Source organism: Paenibacillus sp. PAMC21692, from assembly GCF_014303795.1.
GTDB classification, from domain to species: domain Bacteria; phylum Bacillota; class Bacilli; order Paenibacillales; family Paenibacillaceae; genus Pristimantibacillus; species Pristimantibacillus agaridevorans.
In genome coordinates this window covers 5,128,758-5,149,157 of record NZ_CP060293.1, presented here as the reverse complement: position 1 = coordinate 5,149,157, position 20,400 = coordinate 5,128,758, and the positions used below count along the sequence as shown (strand labels likewise).

General features: G+C 48.2%; 13 protein-coding genes. 11 read left to right on the top strand and 2 right to left on the bottom strand.

Annotated features, from left to right (window positions below):
• Positions 1 to 27 precede the first annotated feature (27 nt).
• Positions 28 to 1,587, bottom strand: coding sequence for an IS1182 family transposase (locus H7F31_RS20660; RefSeq protein ID WP_187100322.1), 1,560 nt, complete (start codon positions 1,585 to 1,587; stop codon positions 28 to 30).
• 140 nt (positions 1,588 to 1,727) lie between these two features.
• Positions 1,728 to 3,899: an AraC family transcriptional regulator gene (locus H7F31_RS20655; RefSeq protein WP_187100321.1), complete on the bottom strand. Its 2,172-nt coding sequence runs from the start codon at positions 3,897 to 3,899 to the stop codon at positions 1,728 to 1,730.
• 404 nt (positions 3,900 to 4,303) lie between these two features.
• Here H7F31_RS20655 and H7F31_RS20650 point away from each other — a divergent pair, with 404 nt between their 5' ends.
• The 11 genes from H7F31_RS20650 to H7F31_RS20600 all read left to right on the top strand — a co-directional run bounded on the left by H7F31_RS20650 (position 4,304) and on the right by H7F31_RS20600 (position 20,265).
• Positions 4,304 to 5,248 (top strand): ABC transporter permease, encoded by a 945-nt coding sequence (locus H7F31_RS20650; RefSeq protein ID WP_261800081.1) that lies wholly within the window; start codon positions 4,304 to 4,306, stop codon positions 5,246 to 5,248.
• Between the two features lie 20 nt (positions 5,249 to 5,268).
• Positions 5,269 to 6,150: a carbohydrate ABC transporter permease gene (locus tag H7F31_RS20645; RefSeq protein WP_261800541.1), complete on the top strand. Its 882-nt coding sequence runs from the start codon at positions 5,269 to 5,271 to the stop codon at positions 6,148 to 6,150.
• Between the two features lie 60 nt (positions 6,151 to 6,210).
• Positions 6,211 to 7,842, top strand: a complete 1,632-nt coding sequence (locus H7F31_RS20640) for an extracellular solute-binding protein (RefSeq protein WP_187100319.1) — start codon at positions 6,211 to 6,213, stop codon at positions 7,840 to 7,842.
• Positions 7,843 to 7,917: 75 nt separating this feature from the next.
• Entirely contained in the window at positions 7,918 to 9,339 is a 1,422-nt protein-coding gene (locus tag H7F31_RS20635; protein ID WP_187100318.1) for an endo-alpha-N-acetylgalactosaminidase family protein, read from the top strand.
• 1 nt (position 9,340) lies between these two features.
• Positions 9,341 to 11,137 carry a right-handed parallel beta-helix repeat-containing protein gene (locus H7F31_RS20630; protein WP_187100317.1) on the top strand — a complete coding sequence of 599 codons (1,797 nt, stop codon included), beginning with the start codon at positions 9,341 to 9,343 and terminating at the stop codon, positions 11,135 to 11,137.
• On the top strand, positions 11,127 to 12,323 hold the full coding sequence (locus H7F31_RS20625) for a Gfo/Idh/MocA family protein (RefSeq protein ID WP_187100316.1): 1,197 nt from the start codon (positions 11,127 to 11,129) through the stop codon (positions 12,321 to 12,323). Before H7F31_RS20630 ends, H7F31_RS20625 begins: the two co-directional genes overlap by 11 nt.
• 67 nt (positions 12,324 to 12,390) lie before the next feature.
• A complete protein-coding gene (locus tag H7F31_RS20620) occupies positions 12,391 to 13,359 on the top strand; it encodes an aldo/keto reductase family protein (RefSeq protein ID WP_187100315.1) in 969 nt (322 codons plus the stop codon).
• 18 nt (positions 13,360 to 13,377) lie between these two features.
• Entirely contained in the window at positions 13,378 to 14,301 is a 924-nt protein-coding gene (locus H7F31_RS20615) for a metallophosphoesterase family protein (protein ID WP_261800080.1), read from the top strand.
• Positions 14,302 to 14,352: 51 nt separating this feature from the next.
• Complete coding sequence (locus H7F31_RS20610; RefSeq protein ID WP_187100314.1) at positions 14,353 to 15,828, top strand: alpha-L-fucosidase; 1,476 nt, start codon at positions 14,353 to 14,355, stop codon at positions 15,826 to 15,828.
• Between the two features lie 24 nt (positions 15,829 to 15,852).
• Positions 15,853 to 18,207 carry a beta-galactosidase gene (locus H7F31_RS20605; protein WP_187100313.1) on the top strand — a complete coding sequence of 785 codons (2,355 nt, stop codon included), beginning with the start codon at positions 15,853 to 15,855 and terminating at the stop codon, positions 18,205 to 18,207.
• 15 nt (positions 18,208 to 18,222) lie between these two features.
• On the top strand, positions 18,223 to 20,265 hold the full coding sequence (locus H7F31_RS20600) for a DUF5107 domain-containing protein (protein WP_187100312.1): 2,043 nt from the start codon (positions 18,223 to 18,225) through the stop codon (positions 20,263 to 20,265).
• Positions 20,266 to 20,400 lie beyond the last annotated feature (135 nt).

The following is a 20,400-nucleotide window of genomic DNA, read 5'->3' as shown; positions in this document are numbered from 1 at the left end:
AATGGAAAAATGGTGGTGCTAGGGAGGCTATCCCTGCACCACCATTTCTGCTTTTTGGTCTATTGCCGCCTTCTTGAGCAAATTGTGGGCGAGCGAAAGCCACCCGACCTCTAGGCTCACTTTTGGCAGGCCTCGAAGCAGAAAACGTCTGAATCCGCGGTTATTCTTTATTTGCCCGAATACACTTTCCGGCTCAATCATCCTTCGAACCGAGAGGGCGTACCCGTCCTCACTTCTGAGCTTCTCGCGTGCTCGCTGCTTGTAACTTAAATACTTCATACTTACACTGATTTCGCGATTTCCTTTCGCTTTCGTGCACAATTCCTTAAACGGACAACCCTCGCAACTCTCGCTCCGATAGTGCCGCTTCCTTAGCTCATACCCACTTTCCGATTTCTCCTTGCTTTCATAACGGAATAATAGTTTTCGTCCTGCGGCGCACGTCCACGTATCTTCGATCTCGTTGTACTGCCAATTATCCAGCTTACTGATGTCTTGCTTCCATTTCTTCGATTTTTCCTTATGGTAGGTGCTGTACTTCACTAATGCTTCCAGTTGTTCGCTTTCCAAATAGGCGTAGTTTTCCTCACCACCGTATCCAGCGTCCGCAATAACCGTTTTCGGCAACTTGCCGAGCGCTGCTTTGACCTTCTCCAAGTGAGGTTTTAGGCATCGCGTATCGGTCGGACGTTGGTGCAAGCTGTACCCGATAATGAACTGGTTCTCTGTTCCGATCTGCACATTGTAGCCAGGCTTAAGCTGACCATTACGCATATGATCTTCTTTCATTCGCATGAATGTGGCGTCATGATCAGTCTTGCTAAAGCTGTTCCGATCTCCGAGAATCTCTTGCTGGGTCTCGTATTTCTGCAGACGAGGCAACAGGTCCTTACGAAGGGCGCGTACCGCTTTTTTAAGGGGCTTATCCTTCGGCCGAGTTTGCAGGTTGGCTTCCAATTGCTGAACGGCCGATTCCAATTTCTCGCTGGTCAACTCGGATGCTTCGCCTAGCTCAGCAAGATCCTGTCCGGCCTGCTCCTGATCTTCTTGTTTTTCAGTCGCTTCAATGGTGGCAAACAATGTTTTTACTTTTTCCTGGAGCTTCGCTTTCTGCTTCACGACTGCCTTACCCCAGACAAACGTGTACCGATTCGCGTTCGCTTCGATTTTTGTGCCATCTACAAAGTAATGCTCAAGCTTTACATACTTCTCAGCAGCAAGAAATTGAAGCACACCAGTGAAGACGGTCTCCAATATGTCTTTCATCCGCTCGGAGCGAAACCGATTAATGGTCCGGAAGTCTGGGCGTTGTCTGCCGGCAATCCACATAAACATGATATTTTCACGGATCGCCTTGGCAATCTGGCGAGAAGAGTAAATCCGCTGTGTATAGGCATAAATGATGACTTTGGTGAGCATTTTGGGATGGTAGCTGTCTCTTCCTCCACCGGGGTAAGCATCCCTGAAGATCTTGTCATCTAAGCGATTGACAGCCTCATTGACTACACGAACGAGGTGATTGCGAGGAATGTCGTCCTCCAAGTCCATTGGCAGATGAAGTTGGTCCATGGTATATTGAATGTACAAAAGAAACCTCTCCTTTGGTATGTGGTTGGGTGGTACCTCCATTTTACCAAGGAAAGGTTTCTTTTTGTTTTACAATTTAGAGAAAAGGGGGGCCTTTAGTCAACTGACGATGACTTTTGGGACAGCCCCTTTTTTTGTATCTATTCCTGCTGCATCCTGACATGCTGGGTGGGCGTCGTACCTGCAATTTTTTTGAAATGGCGGATAAACGTCCCGGCATTGGTATAACCGACGCGTTCGGCGACATCTTTCATAGCTAACTGCGAATGCAATTGGATAAGTTGAATTGCGGATTGTATCCGTATCAGGTGCACGTAATAGTTCAAGTTATAGCCGGTATTTTTCTTGAAGTAGGTAGACAAATAAACATGAGTGATCGAGAAATGATCTGCAATGACTGTTAACGACAAGTCCGGGTTGGCATAGTTTTTTTCGATATAAAGTTTAATTTGCTCGATAAGCGGCGTATTCGGCAATGCAGATCGCTTTGCAACTACGGCGTATCCGTTGCGAATTTGATTAAATAAATATTGAAGATGGTAGCTCTCCATAGGTGTTGGCGGTGTTAACCCTACCTCCTCGGAGGGAATTTTTTTGCTGTTCAAAATGACAAGCAGCAGGTCGTGGAAATAACGAAGCATATTTTGGAACTGCTCGAATGTCAAACTTTTTAACGTTTTTTCCATTGTTTTATCAAAAAATTGATAAACGGCTTCCGAGTTTCCTTTGAGCACATAGTTGACAAGCTCTTGCTCCTTATCGATGGATAAGTGGATGACCGAAGATTGGCCGCTGTTCTGGGCTTGATATGGATTGACGCGCTTTAAATGGGTTAAGTCCGGCACATGTTTGTCTATCGCGTCTTTCGATTCGTAAATGGCTTTGCCGATGTCTTTCAGTTGCGTTTTAACGGAACTGATGCCGCAAAGAAATAGCCCATTGATTACCGGAGCGGGATCGCTCTCCAAAACACGATAGATTAGTGCTTCCAGCGTTTCGGTTTCGGAGCAATTTACGATAAGTATACATTTTTCGCTATGGTGGTGCAGACGAATGTACGGTCCAATTTGGTTTAATGCGGCTTCTAGCAATGGAGCGTAATAAGCTGAGTGCTCCCCAAGGTTGTTCTCTTCGAAGACATAAATAACAGCATAAGAATCAAACTTGGCTGACAGCATCTGGTGGATGTTGGGCTTCAATATATAGTTTTCGTCGGTTGATAGCCGCAGAAGCGCGTTATGTTCCAGGATGTCGGCTTGCTCCGTCATTTCCTGTTTCATGGAGACCGTCACGGAATTGAGCTCCTTGAACGTATCCGAGAGAATAGCGAATTCATTTTTTGTAGCGGGCGCTGTCGTCCATTGGTTAAATGTTCTTGCCATAAGTCTAAGCGGTCTAAACAAGGACCAGTTGACAAATAAAAATCCGAGATTAATGGCAAAGAAAACGGCAAACAAAATAAAGGCGTAAACGTTGGCCTTTTGAAGCTTCTCCTGCATCTGGCTTTCCGAAAACAAAACGGTGTAAGTAAACAAGGGGTCTGTATGGGCGATAGGTGTATACTTTTTCCCATCGATCATGATCTGCCCCGACAAATTTTGAAGCCGTTGCCCGGCGAGGTCCGGATCAAGAGGGGCTGTACTAATGAATGGTTGATTTTCCTTATCGCTTATCACGATGACGTTATCAAGCAGCCTGGTCTGACTGTTCAAATAGGATAATAATTCGTCCTTCGCGATCTGCACAAAAATATAGCCTGTCGGAAAGAGCCGGTACGAGAATACGATTGTATTGTTGAAATTATTAACCCGCTCCAATTCGTTTTGCAGCAGGCAACGACAGACTTCTCCTTCGTTTTTAAGGTCAAGATTTTCATAAAATACGTTTAGGCTGCGGGTTCCGTCGCTGCTGACGACCATATTCTGATCAGGGAAATAGGTGGATAGCTGGGCTCGAAACGGAAGCTGCAAATTGGTTTGCGTTATTTTGTTTTTATAAGATACTAGTTCGGTATAATAGTAACGCGATTCTTTTGAAATGTTGGAAAGAATTTTTGTATCCGTGCTAACGCTGTAATTGTAGACCATGTTGCGAATGGCGAGCCATTCTCCGGACAATTCTCCGGACACTTGCTTAAGGAAGCTTTCATTTGTACTCAAAACCTCATTCTTTACATTCGTTTTTAAATACGAGTAGTTAAATCCCAGCAGACTGGTGAGCAAAATGATAAAAATCATGTTGATGATGAGCAGCTTATACAAAACGCTGCTTCTGTGATAGCGAGCAGAAACAGATCGAAACAACTTGTTCAAGTTGGAGCCCCCCCCCCTTTTTTTGTTAGCGGCACGATCATTGTTCTCTATTATATATTCAATTGTAACCGCATACACAATTCAGGATTTTTTCGCCACTGGTTTGTATCATTATAGCTGGATCTTGCCTGGTTGTCATGCGATGTTGAAATACTGAACAGCACATTAATAATTGAAAGTTCTTGATTTTATGCGTCGGAGTGATTATCGTCCGTTCACATGAGGTCGATTTTCGAGTAAAAATGAAATTATTCAAACGATATGAATAGTTGATTATTGCCGGTTAATATTCCTTTCCTGTAATCTGAGTTCACCAAGAGCAAGCCTGGCTTGGTTGCTGCCACAGTTTCAGGAAAGGGTTTTCATTTTTATCGTCACGTAAAAGTACACTGGAGGGGTGAAATTTGCAGAATCAACAGCTAGTGCAGAAGCCGCAACTAAGAAAAAAAGATAGTTTTCTGCGAAAATGTTTAAAACAGCGCTATTTGATCTTAATGGTGCTGCCCGGTTTTTTAGTTCTACTCGTATTTAAGTATTTTCCCATGTATGGAATTACAATCGCTTTCAAAAGTTATGATGCTTCGTTGGGATTTCTAAGGAGCCCTTGGATCGGTTTCGATCATTTCAAAGCGTTTTTTGACTCTCCGATGAGCTGGAGAATTACAAAAAACTCATTGTTGCTTGCATTTTACTCCTTGCTTTTCGGATTTCCAGCACCTGTTATTTTCGCATTGTTACTAAATGAACTTCGTCACAAATTTTTTAAGCGAACAGTGCAAACGATTACTTATTTCCCGCATTTTCTATCTGCAGTCATTGTCGTCGGCTTTATTCATGAATTTACTTCGATTGACGGAATTATTAACAAAATTCTGGGCTGGTTTGGGGCAGAACCGAGGACGCTGTTGTATGTATCTGAAGCTTTTCGGCCGATTTATGTCGGAATGGGCATATGGCAGGAATTGGGTTATGGCGCCATCATCTACTTAGCAGCTTTGACGGGAGTTGATCCGGCGCAGCACGAAGCAGCTGTCATTGACGGCGCAAACCGCTGGCAGAGACTTAGATATGTCACATGGCCAGCCATTATTCCGGCAACCTCAGTGATGCTCATCCTGAAACTTGGGACTATTCTTAGTACGGATTATCAAAAGGTGCTATTGATGTACAATCCGAAAATTTATGAAACGGCGGATGTAATCGAAACTTACGTCTACCGGGTAGGCGTGCAAGGCGGACAATTTGAATATGGCGCTGCGGTCGGATTAATGCTCTCTGTGATCAGTTTCTTCTTGATCCTATTTGCAAATTACTTTTCCAAAAAAGTATCCGAAAACAGCTTATGGTAAGGAGCTGATAAACGTTGAAAGTGTATAACGAAGGGCTTTGGTCCAAATCTTTCGATATTTTTAATTACTTGCTTATGATCCTTCTATGTATCATTATGCTGTATCCGTTATTGAATACGTTTGCTGTTTCAATTAGCGATCCGGTCTTGGTGGGTCAAGGGAAAATCACCTGGTATCCACAGGGATTCGACTTTCACAGCTACCAGTACATTTTTCAAGATAAAAACATTTTGAACGCTTATAAGAATACGCTTGTGTTTTTGCTCATCGGCACTTCGTTGCAGTTGCTGCTGACCACCTTGTTTGCTTATCCGCTAGCGATCAGCGATTTTATATTCCGCAAACCATTGGCCGTTTATGTAATTATCACCATGGTATTTAGCGGAGGTCTCATCCCGCAATTCCTTCTAATTAGGGATTTGAATATGTTCAATTCGATCTGGGCGGTTGTGCTGCCCGTCGCGATGAGCGCTTTCAATATTATTATCTTCCGTACCTTCTTTCAGGATATACCCAAAGAATTGCGTGAGTCCGCCTATTTGGACGGAGCGAATGATTTTGGCATTCTGTTTCGTATATTTATCCCGCTTTCCAAACCGCTGCTGGCGACATTCGCGCTTTTCGGCGCCGTAATGTTTTGGAATATGTGGTTCGAACCGATGATTTATCTAAATGATAACGACGATCATCCGATTCAATTACTTTTGCGCAGGATGACGATAGAGACAGAAAATTATACGGATGTGGGTGGATTGCAGCGGTTTCTCGACACTTACAATCTGAATCCGAAAAACATTAGGATGGCTTCGATCATCGTCACAATTTTACCGATTCTGTTCGTTTATCCGCTATTGCAGAAGCACTTTGTTTCGGGGATGATGATCGGATCTGTGAAAGGCTAACTACGGTTTCTCTATTATTTATTATAGATAAACAAATTAAACTAATGGAGGGGTTAAGCTTTGAAGAAAAAAATGGGTCTCATCCTCAGTATTGTTCTCGCTGTAACGCTTGTGCTCGCAGGCTGCAGCAAGGGCGGCAACAACAATCCGTCGAATCAGCCAAGCAACACGAATTCAGGTAATGACTCAACATCGACGCCGACCGAAGAAACGATTAAGATCACGGCCTACATGTCCAGCTTCGGAGACGATCCGAAGGATACCGAGCTTTATAAGCTTTGGAAAGAAAAAATGGAAGCGCATATCGGCGCTAAGCTCGATATTAAATGGATCTACGTAAATAGCGACGACTATGAGGAGAAAGTGAAGCTGACGCTTGCGAGCGGCGACACACCGGACATTATGTCGGGCGTCAAGGATGCTGAAGTCATGTTCCAGTACGGCAACCAAGGCTCTCTCTTGGACATCGCTCCTTACCTGGAGGAACACGCTCCAAACTATAGTGAATATTTGAACTCTACCAAGTTCGCAGATAAGAGTATGTATACACCAGATGGAAAAATGTATTTCTTCGGCGATGGATTCACAAACGATACCGGATTCTCGGGTTCGGCTTACCCAGCCTTGTATCGATTTGATGTGTTCGAGAAGCATAACATCAAGATCCCGGATAACTGGGATGAGTTCTATGATGCGGCGGTTAAGCTGAAAGAGCTGTATCCGGATTCCTATCCGGTCAACTCGCAAGAATGGCCTAAATTCGCGGACGCGTTGGCGCTTTCGAACCATACGAAAAACGATATTTACTGGAATGGAGAGAAATACGTCTATGGTCCGACTGAAGACTCCTTCAGGGAAGGCTTAGAGTACATTCGCAAGCTGTATGATGAGAAGCTGCTTGATCCAGAGTTTCTGAGCCAATCGCAAGATCAGTTGCAGGCTAAAGTTACGACAGGCAAATCCTTTATGCTTCCGCTCGCATGGGGCGGCTGGTGGGAGAAATATTCCGTAGAGGCTGATGGTGTTGTGTGGGGTGCTGCGGTCAACCCGAAAAATGAGAAGTACGGCGACCAGTGGGTGTTAGGTCCGGCGCTGCTAGGCAAAACCATCTATTCTAACTACGGCATCATGGTTTCCAAGAAAACAAAAAATCCAGAGCTTATCATCAAAATGATCGATTATCAATATTCGCAGGAAATGGCGGATCTGATTCACTGGGGTTTAGAAGGAAAAACATATCAAATCGTTGACGGCAAGAAAGAATTTATCAACAAAAACGGAGACTGGAAAGAATTGTCCGACTTCGGTATTGGTGAACCTTGGACACGTCAAGGCTTTGTCTTTGCTCCACAAAACTATTCGTCGGACTACATCAAGTACAAAAACGTACGATTCTACGGCGATGGAAAAATTGAAGAGATGCGTCCGCAAGAGGGAATGGGTGTTTATACGAACCCTGAAACGGCCATTGCACCGTATGAGCAAGCTCCAGTTATTCGTCTGAGCAAAGAAGATGAGGCGAAGAAAGCACAAATCATGACCGCAGTGAAAACGTATGTGGATGAAAACATCTTTAAGTTCCTGCTTGGTGAAAGAGATTTCTCAGAGTGGGATGCTTTCAAGACAGAGCTAACGAATATCGGCGATTATCAATCGATCGTGGATATGATGAACGCGCAAATATCGAAGTAAGAACTAATCCGAAACCTGACAGTGTCGATTATCGGCACTGCCAGGTTTCCCTATTGCGTAGAGGAAGAGGGCGGAATGATGTATTCAGTGGATAGAAATGAAAAGTGGCGCTCCATTTGCGGAGATTACTACGATTGGAAAGCAACTATGCTTCCGGAAAGTCCGTACAACTTCGATTACAGCCGAACGCTCACGATGAAGCTGGCTATGGCAGTACCGGACGGACAAGGGGGCTCACGCGTCTTATGTACGTTCGAACGAGCGCTAGACTATATCCGGGAGATTGATCTTTTGACGAGAGAAATTCCGAAGATCATCTATTTGGTCGGTTGGCAGTATAACGGACATGATGACCGATATCCGGCTTGGGACGAGGTCAATGTCCATCTTAAGCGGCCGCAGGATCAGACTGCGAGAGACAGCTATCTGTGGCTGGCGGAAGAAGCGCGAAAATATCATACGACGATCAGCGTCCATGTCAATATGACGGACGCTTATCCTAATAGTCCGCATTGGGACACGTACTTGGAGAAGGACCTGATCTCGCGTAAAGCAGATGGTTCCTTGCTGCAAGTGGGCACTTACAATGATTTGCCTGCTTATCAGATTTACTATAAAAACGAGTGGGAGAGCGGTGTCATCGTAAAGCGGATTGAGACGCTCATTTCGCTGCTTGAGCTTGATCGTGCTGGAACGGTGCATCTGGACGCCTATTTTCCTAGACCGAACGCCTTCCACGATATCACTCAGGAGGAGGAATCCTCCTATATGCGCCGAACGATCCGTTATTTCCGAGAGCGCGGCATCGACGTAACGAGCGAAAACTTTGCTCATCTGCGCAACGATCCGTTTATCGGATTGCAGCCCTGGTGCTGGTGGTTCGACCAATGCGACGAACAGCAATTTCTGGAAAGACCCGCTAAGCTGCTGAGCGGAGCCGCGATTCGCGATTATTCGCAGCCCGGCATTCCGGTACGGCACGACCTGGAGTTTCTATTTGGCGCGGGCGTGCACGGGGAGGACGTCTTTTGGGATTTCGACAAAGATGCTCCGAGCGAGGATTGGCATCAATTGTTTATCGAGCAAATATGTACGAGAATGCTTCAGTATCAATATTTGAACTCGCTGGATCGCATTCGGATGGATAATGAGGGCGACAACAGAGTCGTTCAATATTCCGGCGGTCATACTGTCCACCTGGCCGATCGCTCCGTTCGACGTGACGGCAAGCCGTTGCGAGAGGGTGATGATGTACTGTTCCCGGCTCTTTGGCAAGAACGGCCCGAGTTGATAGCGTTCAGTAAAACGGGATACTCGCAGAAGTTATGGTATCTGCCGCCGGATTGGAATGAAGTGAATGCCGTCGATATTTACTTGATCACTTCTGATGGGTTAAAGGAAGTCAAACTCGGTCACCCGGCAGCAGGCGGACAATTGGAGCTTTCTCTGACGTCTGGCGCTGCCGTCTCAATAGTCCCTTCTGAACGTGATTTGTAAGATGACATTATCCGATCAATTCCAAATCTTTCGAGTAACCGATTACGGAGCGATACCGGATTCCGGAGCGGATGCGACAAGCGCGATACAAGCGGCGATCGATGCCGCTTCCGCAGCGGATGGGCCGACGGTAGTTGAGTTTCCGCCAGGCCAATACGATCTGTATCCGACATACGCCGTAATGTCGGCATATTACATCTCCAATACGGTCAGTGAAGAAGAGCATCCCGATCCGACCAAGACGATCGGCCTGCGGCTCAAAGGAGCACGCCGGATTCACATAGAAGGGAACGGCTCGCGGCTTCTGTTTCACGGAAAGATGACGCCGATCGTAATGGATGGCTGTATCCAAGCGGAAATACGGAATTTGACGATCGATTTCGCCCGTCCGACGATTTCCGAAATGCGTATTACAGCGACAAGCGCAAGTCATTGGGACGTGGAGGTCCATCCGGATTCCGAATACAGACTGCAAGACGATAAGCTGTATTGGATTGACGAAGGATGGTCTTATCGAGGCGGTCCCGCTCAGGAATATGATCCGGTAAGCAATCGCACCTGGAGAGTTCCGAACCCGATCATGTTGGCTAATCAGGTCGAACAGCTCGGACCAGGCAAGCTCCGATTGCGGTTCATCTCCGCGCCGCACACGTCGGTTGGTCATGTGTTTCAAATGCGCGACGGCATCCGGGATCAGGTCGGCGCGCTGATCGTCGGCTGCCGGAATATCATCTGGCGCAACGTCTGGATGCAGTATATGCATGGACTTGGGATCGTCGGACAATTCAGTGAAAATTTGACGTTCGAGCGTCTGCGATTGGCGCCGGACCCTTCCAGCGGACGAACGGCGGCGGCGTTTGCCGATTTTGTTCATCTGTCCGGGATAAAAGGTAATATATCCATTGTCGACAGCGTATTCGAGGGAGCGCACGATGATGCGATCAACGTCCATGGAACCCATCTCCGTATCGAGGGGGTGGAGGAGGGCAGCCGGATACGGGTTAGATTCATGCATCCTCAAAGCTATGGATTTAGCGCATTCCATCCGGGTGACGAGATCGATTTTATTTCCGCAAGCTCGTTGTCTTCTTACGCAACCTGCAACGTTGTCGCCGTTAAACCGCTCTCTCCGCGCGAAGTCGAGCTGATGCTTGATTCTCACGTACCGGATATGATCGAAGACGGGGATGTTATCGAAAATGTCACTTGGACGCCCGAGCTTTTCGTTAGCGGAAATATCTTTAAGAGAATTCCGACTCGCGGCATTCTGGCAACAACCCGGCGCAAGGTGACGATTGAGAACAATGAATTCGACAACCTGCACATGAGCGCCATTTTGATGGCCGACGACGCCGAAAGCTGGTTCGAATCGGGTATGGTTCGAGATGTTCTGATCCGCGGCAATCGGTTTATCGATTGCGGCAATCGCCAAGCGCCAGTCCTACTGATTCGCCCAGAAAACACCCACGTATCCGCCGACCTGCCTGTTCATCGCAACGTCATTATTAGCGGCAATCGCTTTGAACTGAACGGTGCACCTTTATTGGAGGCCAAAAGTACGAGCGGCTTGATCGTGGCCGATAATGACATTTTGAGGAACGGCTGTAGGGACGGAGCATCCGACGATTCGCACGAAATCATTCGACTGCGGGCTTGCAGCGGGGTTGAAATTGTCGGAAATACGATTGAAGATCATGCAGCAGCAATCGTTAAGACGAATTTAATGAAAGACGAACATCTTGTTATCGATAAAGGGCAGGCTGCTTTTATTAGGAGGGTTGGCGAAAATGACATCTAAAGTGAAAATCGGCTTGATCGGACTTGGCGGCAGAGGGATGGGGCTGCTCGAAATCATCATTATGAAAATGAAGGACGTGGAGGTCGTCGCCGTATGCGACTTGCACGAGGATCGTCGCGAGCGGGCGGCCGACGTCATCGAGTTCGGAGGAAATGGTCGTCCTGTCACAACTTCTAAGTATATGGAAATTCTGAAGATGGAATCGGTTGATGCCATCGTTTTATGCACATCGTGGTCCTCTCATATCCAGATCGTCATTGATGCCATGGAGAAGGGAAAATATGTTGCCTGCGAAGTGGGCGGATCCTATTCTGTGCAGGAATGCTGGAAGCTGGTGGAGGCTTATGAACGAACGGGCATTCCATGTATGATGCTGGAAAATTGCTGCTATGGCCGGGATGAGCTCATGGTGTTGAACATGGTAAAGCTGGGCGTACTCGGGGAAATCGTACATTGTTCGGGAGGTTATCATCACGATCTGCGTTCTGAAATTGCTTACGGCAAAGAAAACCGTCATTATCGGCTAAACGAATATATTCATCGAAACTGCGAAAATTATCCGACTCACGAATTAGGCCCGATTGCCAAGGTGCTCGATATTAATAAAGGAAACCGTATGTTATCCCTCGTGTCGGTTGCGTCCAAGGCGGTTGGCATGCAGGCATACGTTAAAAACAATAGAGGCGATAGCGAGATCGCCGATACCCGCTTTCAACAAGGAGATATCGTGACGACCGTCATCAAGTGCGCGCGCGGAGAGACGATTACGCTCACACTGGATACGACGCTGCCTCGTTTCTATGCGCGAGGGTTTACGGTAAGAGGCACAAAAGGATTGTTTATGGAGGACAATCACTCTTTGTTCCTGGAGGAAGAGCATGCCCAATATGAAACGAAATGGAATTCGCAATGGGGCAATGTGGAGCAATATCGCGAAAAGTATGAGCATCCGATATGGCAGCGCTACATGCAAGAAGGAGTGCGGGAAGGCCATGACGGCATGGATTGGCTCGTTTTCCAGCAATTTTTTGATTGCGTGAGGAACGGGACGCAAACGCCTATCGACGTGTACGACATGGCTTCCTGGATGTGCATCTCTTCCTTAAGCGAAGATTCTATCGCTTTGGGCGGACATCCTGTTGCGATTCCCGATTTTACGAATGGAAAATGGATCGGCAAGAAATAGATTCACCAATAGTCGGATGAAAAAAAACGGTGCGCAACATGTCCGCACGGAGGAGAATCGAGAAGCAATGAAATACCGCAGATTGGGAAGAAGCGGACTTCAGGTGAGCGAGATCGCGCTTGGAAGCTGGCTCACCTATGACGACCCTGGGCAGGCCGCTTCTGTAGAGGCCGTTATTCATAAGGCATACGAACTGGGAATCAATTATTTCGACACGGCCAATATGTACGCCCGCGGCGAAGCGGAGCGAGTTATGGGACGGGCGCTTGCGAGATACGAGAGAGACTCTTATGTGCTCGGAACGAAGGTTTATTTTGATATGGGCGAAGGACCAAATCGTAAAGGTTTGTCGCGCAAACATATTATGGAACAATGCGAAGCCAGCTTAAAGAGGCTTGGCGCCGATTATATCGATCTGTATTATTGCCATCGCTTCGACGAGAATACGCCGCTGGATGAAACGTTGAGGGCGATGGATGATCTGGTCACGCAAGGCAAAGTATTGTACGTCGGCGTAAGCGAATGGCGGGAATGGCAAATCGCAGAAGCAGCGGGAATAGCGGAGCGACTGCACCTGGACCCGATTGTGGTGAACCAACCAGAGTATAATATGTTCACCCGTCGCATCGAATCGGATATCGTGCCGATGTGCGAGAAGCACGGAATCGGGCAAGTCGTGTTTTCCCCGTTAGCCCACGGCGTGCTTAGCGGAAAATATCGCAAGGGAGTGGCGTTACCTCCAGGGTCGCGCGCGACCAATCCGGATCATAACCATTGGATTAAAAGCCAAGGGCTGCTTTCCGAGCATCGGGTAGACCAAATCGAGAGCTTAATCCAAGTAGCTGAGAGACTAGGCATCAGTTTGGTACAGCTGGCGTTAGCATGGAACCTGCGGCTTCCGAACATTTCCAGCTGTATTATCGGCGCTACGAAACCGGAGCAAGTAGAGAAAAATGTCGCTGCTTCGGGCATCTCGCTTTCGGCGGATACGTTGTCCGAAATTGAAAACATATTGAGTGATGGAGACAGAAATTAGAACAGGGGGAGTCCAACGTTGAATCATCGGATGACATATCGGGAAGACGGTACTTTTACCATTATTCAGTTCACTGATGTCCATTGGCAAGACGGGCTCGAGATCGATCGGCAAACGGAAAAAGTCATACGAGCGGTTCTTGATGCCGAAAGTCCGGATCTGGTCGTATTTACGGGCGATTTGATTTATCCTTCGGATACAACGGATCCCGTGGAGATGATGCGGCAAGCTGTCGAGCCGGTCGTAGAAAGAGGCATCCCATGGGCTTATGTTTTTGGCAACCATGATACGGAGAAAAATATTAGCCGGACAGAATTGATCGAGGCAATCATCGTACAGCCTCATTCGATTACGCAGCGCGGACCGGAGCACTTGTCCGGCGAAGGCAACTACGTCGTCGAGATCGGGGAAGCTGAAGGCGAATGCGAGGTCGCGCTCTACTTTCTAGATTCGGGCGATGTCTCTTCCGTGCCCTCAGTTAAGGGATACGACTGGATTAGGCGGGAACAAATCGACTGGTACGCGGAGCAGTCCCGGGAGCTTGCATCGAAAAACGGAGGCGCTCCTATACCCGCGTTAGCCTTCTTCCACATTCCGCTGCCCGAATACGAAGAAATGTGGATGGAAAAAGGAGGTTACGGCAGCAAGCTGGAGAAGGTATGCTGTCCCAAAATCAATTCGGGTATGTTCACTGCGATGGTGGAGCAGGGAGGCGTGATGGGCACGTTCTGCGGGCATGACCACTTAAACGATTTTTGGGGTGAGTGGTACGGCATCCGGTTATGCTATGGCCGTGCCACCGGCTTGAATACGTATGGCCGGGAAGACTTCCCGCATGGAGCGCGGATTATTCGCTTGGAGCAAGGCGTCAGCGGATTTTCGACATGGCTGCAGCTGGTAACGGGAGAGAAGATTGGGCAACAGGAACAGAATCCACGTTGAAATGGATTGGAACATGTTCAAATAAGACGAATTCCAGTGGAGGGAAGCTATATGAGTGTAGATCGGTTGCTCGCCGAACAGTTGCGAAAAATTGACGATGTCAATCGGGAGGGAACGTTCGCGGCGAACTGGAATTCGCTTCGTCAATACTCCATTCCGTCTTGGTACGAGGACGCAAAATTCGGCATTTTCATTCATTGGGGTCCGTATAGCGTTCCAGCGTTCGAGAGCGAATGGTATGCGCGTCAAATGTATCAGGAAGGTTCCAGAGCATTCCAGCATCATGTGGCGACATATGGGACGCAAAATAAATTTGGATACAAGGACTTTATCCCGATGTTCAAGGCGGAAAAGTTCGACGCGGACGAGTGGGTATCCCTGTTCAAGCAATCCGGAGCCAAGTTCTTCGTTCCGGTTGCCGAGCATCATGACGGGTTTCCGATGTACGATTGTCCGTTTACGGACTGGAACGCAGCTCGCATGGGACCGAAACGCGACGTCATTCGCGAACTGGCTGACGCCGCGCGACGCCAACATCTCGTCTTCGGAGTTTCCAGCCATCATGCGGAGAATTGGTGGTTTTACAACGGAGGCGCTGCGTTCGATTCCGATGTGTTGGATCCCCGCAACGCCGGGCTTTACGGTCCCGCACAGCCTTGCCATCCAAATAATTGGGTTCCTGCCACGCAGCCGAACGAGCCGTTTCTTGAAGATTGGCTCGCACGGACAAGCGATTTGATAGTACGTTACGAACCGCAGCTGCTCTGGTTCGACTGGTGGATCAGCCAACCTGCTTTCAAGCCGTATCTACAGCGTCTTGCGGCATATTATTACAATATCGGACGGGAAAGGAACCGCGGAGTCGCGATCAACTATAAGGATGATGCGTTCGCCGAAGGAACAGCGGTATTCGATATCGAGCGAGGGCAGCTCTCGGACATACGGCCGCTGTTCTGGCAGACGGACACGTCTGTATCGCAAAATTCCTGGAGCTATATCTCCGATCATAAATACAAGACGGCGGATTCGATTATCGGTGATTTAATCGATATAGTCAGCAAAAACGGCGCAATGCTCCTGAACATCGGACCGCGTGCCGACGGAACGATTCCGGAGGAGGAGCAAGCAATATTGCGGCAGATCGGGCAATGGCTCGCCATAAACGGGGAAGCCATCTATAGCACTCGCCCTTGGAAAGTGTTCGGAGAAGGCCCGACGCGAGTTGGAAGCGGTTCTTTCAGTGATACGGCGCGCTCGGCGTTTACGTCTCGCGATATTCGGTTCACCGTCAAGAACGATCGCTTGTACGCTATCGTTTTGGCAATGCCTGAGGATGGGAAGGTTGTCATCCGATCGCTTTCCAATTGTTTGTACCTGCATCCGGAACAGATTGAGTCTGTCGAACTGCTTGGACATCCAAGAGGGCTGGATTGGTCGCGCGGCGAAGACGGCTTAACGATTCAATTACCGCCTGAATTCTCAGCTCAAGGAGCGTTTACATTCCGAATGATCCGTTTCGGCAGTTAATAGGGATAGAACAGGAGTGAAGTCATGAAGTACGTACTGGATGCCAACCGCCATGGAAAAGCGGAGTTGATCGAAGGGCATTTGAAAATGGGGGGAGAGAATCCGTCCGGGGAAAAAATAGAAGCGAACAGCAGGTATCTCACCCGCGGCGGAAAGCCTTGGCTGCCGGTTATGGGGGAGTTTCATTTCTCTAGATGCCCTCATGGACAATGGGAGGAAGAACTGCTGAAGATGAAAGCAGGCGGCATCCAAATTGTCGCCACATACGTATTCTGGATTCACCACGAAGAAATAGAGGGACGTTTCGACTGGTCTGGCGACAAGGATCTGCGAACTTTCGTCAGGCTTTGCCAAAAACATGGCTTGGATGCCCTTGTCCGCATCGGGCCTTGGGCACATGGCGAATGCCGCAACGGAGGTTTCCCGGATTGGTTGTACGGGAGAGGCGCTTTGCGGACGAACGACGAGGACTATTTGTTATACGCCAGAAGATTGTACGAGGAAATCTCCAGGCAGGTCGATGGGCTGGCTTATCAAGACGGCGGTCCGATAATCGGCATACAGCTTGATAACGAGCTGACGGACAATGCAGAGCATTTGCGGACATTAAAGAGCATGGCGCTGGAATCGGGTATCAAAGCTCCATTGTTTACGGTTACAGGCTGGGGAGGTCCCGGCGGAGCGCGCATTCCAAGAGATGAAGTGCTGCCGTTATTCGGAGGTTATCCCGATCATCCGTGGGAAAAACATACGAACCCGCTTCCGCCGGGACCGCATTATTTTTTCCATCCGATGCGCAACGATCCGAGCATCGGCAGCGATCTGTTTGGCGAAAAAGAGTCGGAGATTAGAGATTTGGATGATATCGATCGTTACCCCGACGGCTGCTGCGAACTTGGAGGCGGAGTGCAAATCACCTATCATAGGCGTCCCGTCATTGATTCCGACGATGTTGCCGCAATGGCGATGGTCAAAATCGCCAACGGCTGCAATCTGCTAGGTTATTACATGTATCACGGAGGCACTCAGCCCCTCGGGGAACTCTCGACGATGCAGGAGTCGGATGCCCGCGGTAATCAGCTTCCGGTGCGAAGCTACGATTTTCAAGCGCCGATCGGGGAGTTTGGCCGAATTAGGGACTCCTACAAAAGCTTGAAGCGGCTTCATCTGTTTATTCACGATTTCGGAGAGAAGCTTGCGCTTATGACTGCGGTTTATCCCGATATTCGACCGTACTCCGTCGAAGATACCAAGACGGTGCGCGTTGCGGCGCGAATGAATGGAGACAGCGGCTTCCTGTTCTTTAACAATTATCAAAGACTGACGGAAATGCCGGACAAAAAACGCGTGCAGGTTGAATTGCGGCTGGCGAGTGAAACCTTGAACGTTCCTGCGACTCCGTTTGCGCTCAAGCATGACGCTTATTTCTTTTGGCCGATCCAAATGGACATGAGCGGCGCCCGATTGAAGTATGCGACCGCTCAGCCGTTATGTACGCTTCGCGAAGATGATGTAACGCTGTATGTATTCTTCGAGGTTGCAGGAGTTCGGCCGGAATTTTCATTCGATCCGGTGAGCGTTGCGGATATTGAACTCAAGGAAGGTAAAGTAGAACGCGAAGAAGACGCGATTACCGTTCGCGACCTGCGGCCGGGTCTTGCTTGCTTATTTACCGTCAAGACTGTTGAAGGCGAGGTTATAAAGGTGTTAACGGTCAACGAGCGGCAGTCGCTGCACTTGTGGAAGGGCCGAGCGTTCGGACGCGATCGATTAATCGTATGCGAAGGAAACGTGACGTTTGAGGATGATGCTCTGCATATTAGCGGGACAGAAGCCGAACAGATGGCGTTTGCGGTTTATCCTCCCGTCGAGAGCGTCCTAGATCAAGGGGGTCTTTCGTTATTTGCCGAACAAGAGGGAATATTCCAGGCGTATAAGCCGGGCTTGCAATCCCGGGAAGTCGATGTTACGTGGAAGCCGACCCGGGATCCGTCATTACATGCAAGCTTCTTCGAGTATTTGTTCGAAGACGAAGGTCAAAAAGGAAATGCACCGGAATGGGAGATTACGTTAGATCCCTCCGCTTTCGACGAAGCGAACGAGATTACGCTCGTAATCGATTTTGTGGGAGACGTGGCGCAGGCCTATATTGCCGGACAATGCGTTGCGGATCAGTTCTATAGCGGCGTTCCTTGGATGATAGGCTTAAAGCGGTTCCGCGAGATTTGGGCCAACGAACCGATCGTTCTAAAAATTTCTCCGCTATTAAAGAAAAGCAATATTTATATGCCTTCCAGACCGGAGGAGGATCACCAGGCGGAAATTAGGGATGTTCGCGCGGAAGCGGAATATACGATCGTTGTGAACGGCCCAAATTGAAGGAGTGATCAGGCAATGTCTATCAAACTATCTACCTTACAGCTTCCGGGTGCTCCGCTAGAGAGCCAAAATCCGCTTCCGATGTTCAGAAGCCGCAAACGCGATCGCGAAGTGCCTGTCAACAGCAGCTATCCGGACAGACTTCGTCCGATGCTGGGTTATGAAACCGGCGAGCGCTTCTTGCCTTATCGCATGCAAGATCGGTACTCACGTAAACGAATGGAAATGTCTCTTGATACAATTATTCTTGAAAACGAATTGCTCGAAGCTGTATTTATGCCGCAATATGGCGGCAGACTATATTCCCTGATCGACAAACGCACCAATCGTAACCTTTTATATACAAACCCTGTTTTTCAGCCAGGCAATCTAGCCATTTTAAATGCTTGGTTCTCTGGCGGTATAGAATGGAATATCGGGCAGGTCGGGCATGCGTTTACTACCACGGCACCATTGCATGCAGCAATGCTGAAAGACAATGACGGCAATGAGTTTTTACGTTTCTACGAGTACGAGCGCTGTAAAAATGTGTTCTGGCATATCGATTTCCATCTGCCGGCAGGCTCAGACAAGCTTATTGCTTATGTACGCATTATTAATGATAATGATCATTCCGTTCCTATGTACTGGTGGACGAACACTGCTGTTGAAGAAACGGAGAAGGCTCGCGTGTTCTCAACAACAGATGAAGTCATTTTTTTTGATCAGCGTATCAAGGGATTTGGTCATGGCGTATTGCCAGAGCTTGCAACGGTACCTGGCGAGGATGTATCATATCCGATCAATTTTCCGTTTTCGAACGAATTTTTTTTCCAAACCGTTGCTGAGAACAAAGCTCCGTGGGAAGCCGTTGCTTATGAGGATGGCAAACTATTTTACGAGCGTTCGACTTCACTCTTGCGCTATCGCAAAATGTTCTGCTGGGGACATCATCCTGGTGGACGCCGCTGGTGCGACTTCCTGTCCGACCCGGGTAAAGGCAATTATATCGAAATTCAAGCTGGATTGGCTCCAACTCAGCTACACGGGCTGGATATGCCTGCACATTCGGAATGGGATTTCACGCAAATATTCGGCTTGTCGGATGTAAATACAATGCAATCCCATCAAAAGGATTGGCGTAAAGCAAACGAATATATAATGGATTGTGTTGACAAGCTTATTACGGAAGCGGATGTTTACAACTTACATGAAACAGCTCGATCAGAAGCGACAAAAGCACCTATTGAAAAGCTATATGATGGATCGGAATGGGGCGGTCTGGAAGAGGCGCGCCGAAGCAAGCATGAGCAGCAGCGCAACATTCCTGCCGGCTTTAACTTCTCGCTGCTTTCGGCTGATGCTGCTTCTAAAAGCGTGGAATGGATACAATTGCTTGAGAACGGAACGTTTCCAGTAGGCGATGTCAACGCCGTTCCTCCCGCATGGATGGTACAGCGGGAATGGCTTGAACTGTTGGAAACAAGCCTGCGATCCTCCGAAAGCAACAAGAACTGGAATGCTTATATGCATCTTGGTGTAATGCTCTATGAGCTTGGCAAAGAAGACGAAGCAATGGAGGCATGGAAGACATCCATCCAGTTGCAGCCATCTGCTTGGGTGTATCGCAATCTAGCGGTTGCGATGACGCTCAAGGAAGATAATACGGCTGCACTCGGCTATATGGACCAAGCTTTTCAGCTTTCGCAATCCTTTCCGGATCGCGCGCTGGCAGAAGAGTATCTCAAAATGCTGATCGATAGTGAGCGTTATAAGGAAGCATGGAGCTTCTTCCACACCTTGCCGGAAGAGTACGCAACGAATGACCGCATTCTGATCATCGTTGGCGCAGCTGCATTAGAGCTCGATAAAGAAGAGTTCCTGAGCGAGCTCTTTCAGAAAGAATTTGCAGTTGTACGCGAAGGCGAGATGCTTATCATCAATCTCTGGTACAAGTACAACGCCAAGAAATTGGCTGCCCAGCGTGACGAAGCACTTGACGACAGCCATATTGTGCAAGCTCGCAAAAACTTCCCTCCGCCAAACCATATTGATTTTAGAATCGTTGGCGACGAATAATACCGAATTGGATTGGCTGGAATTATCTATAGCTCGTCATATGGCTGACACATTGCTATTCTAGAATAAAAGCGAATGTCTAAAAACGGCTTTTTTAGAATATACAATTTTTCGCCGAATGACGGAGTGATATTT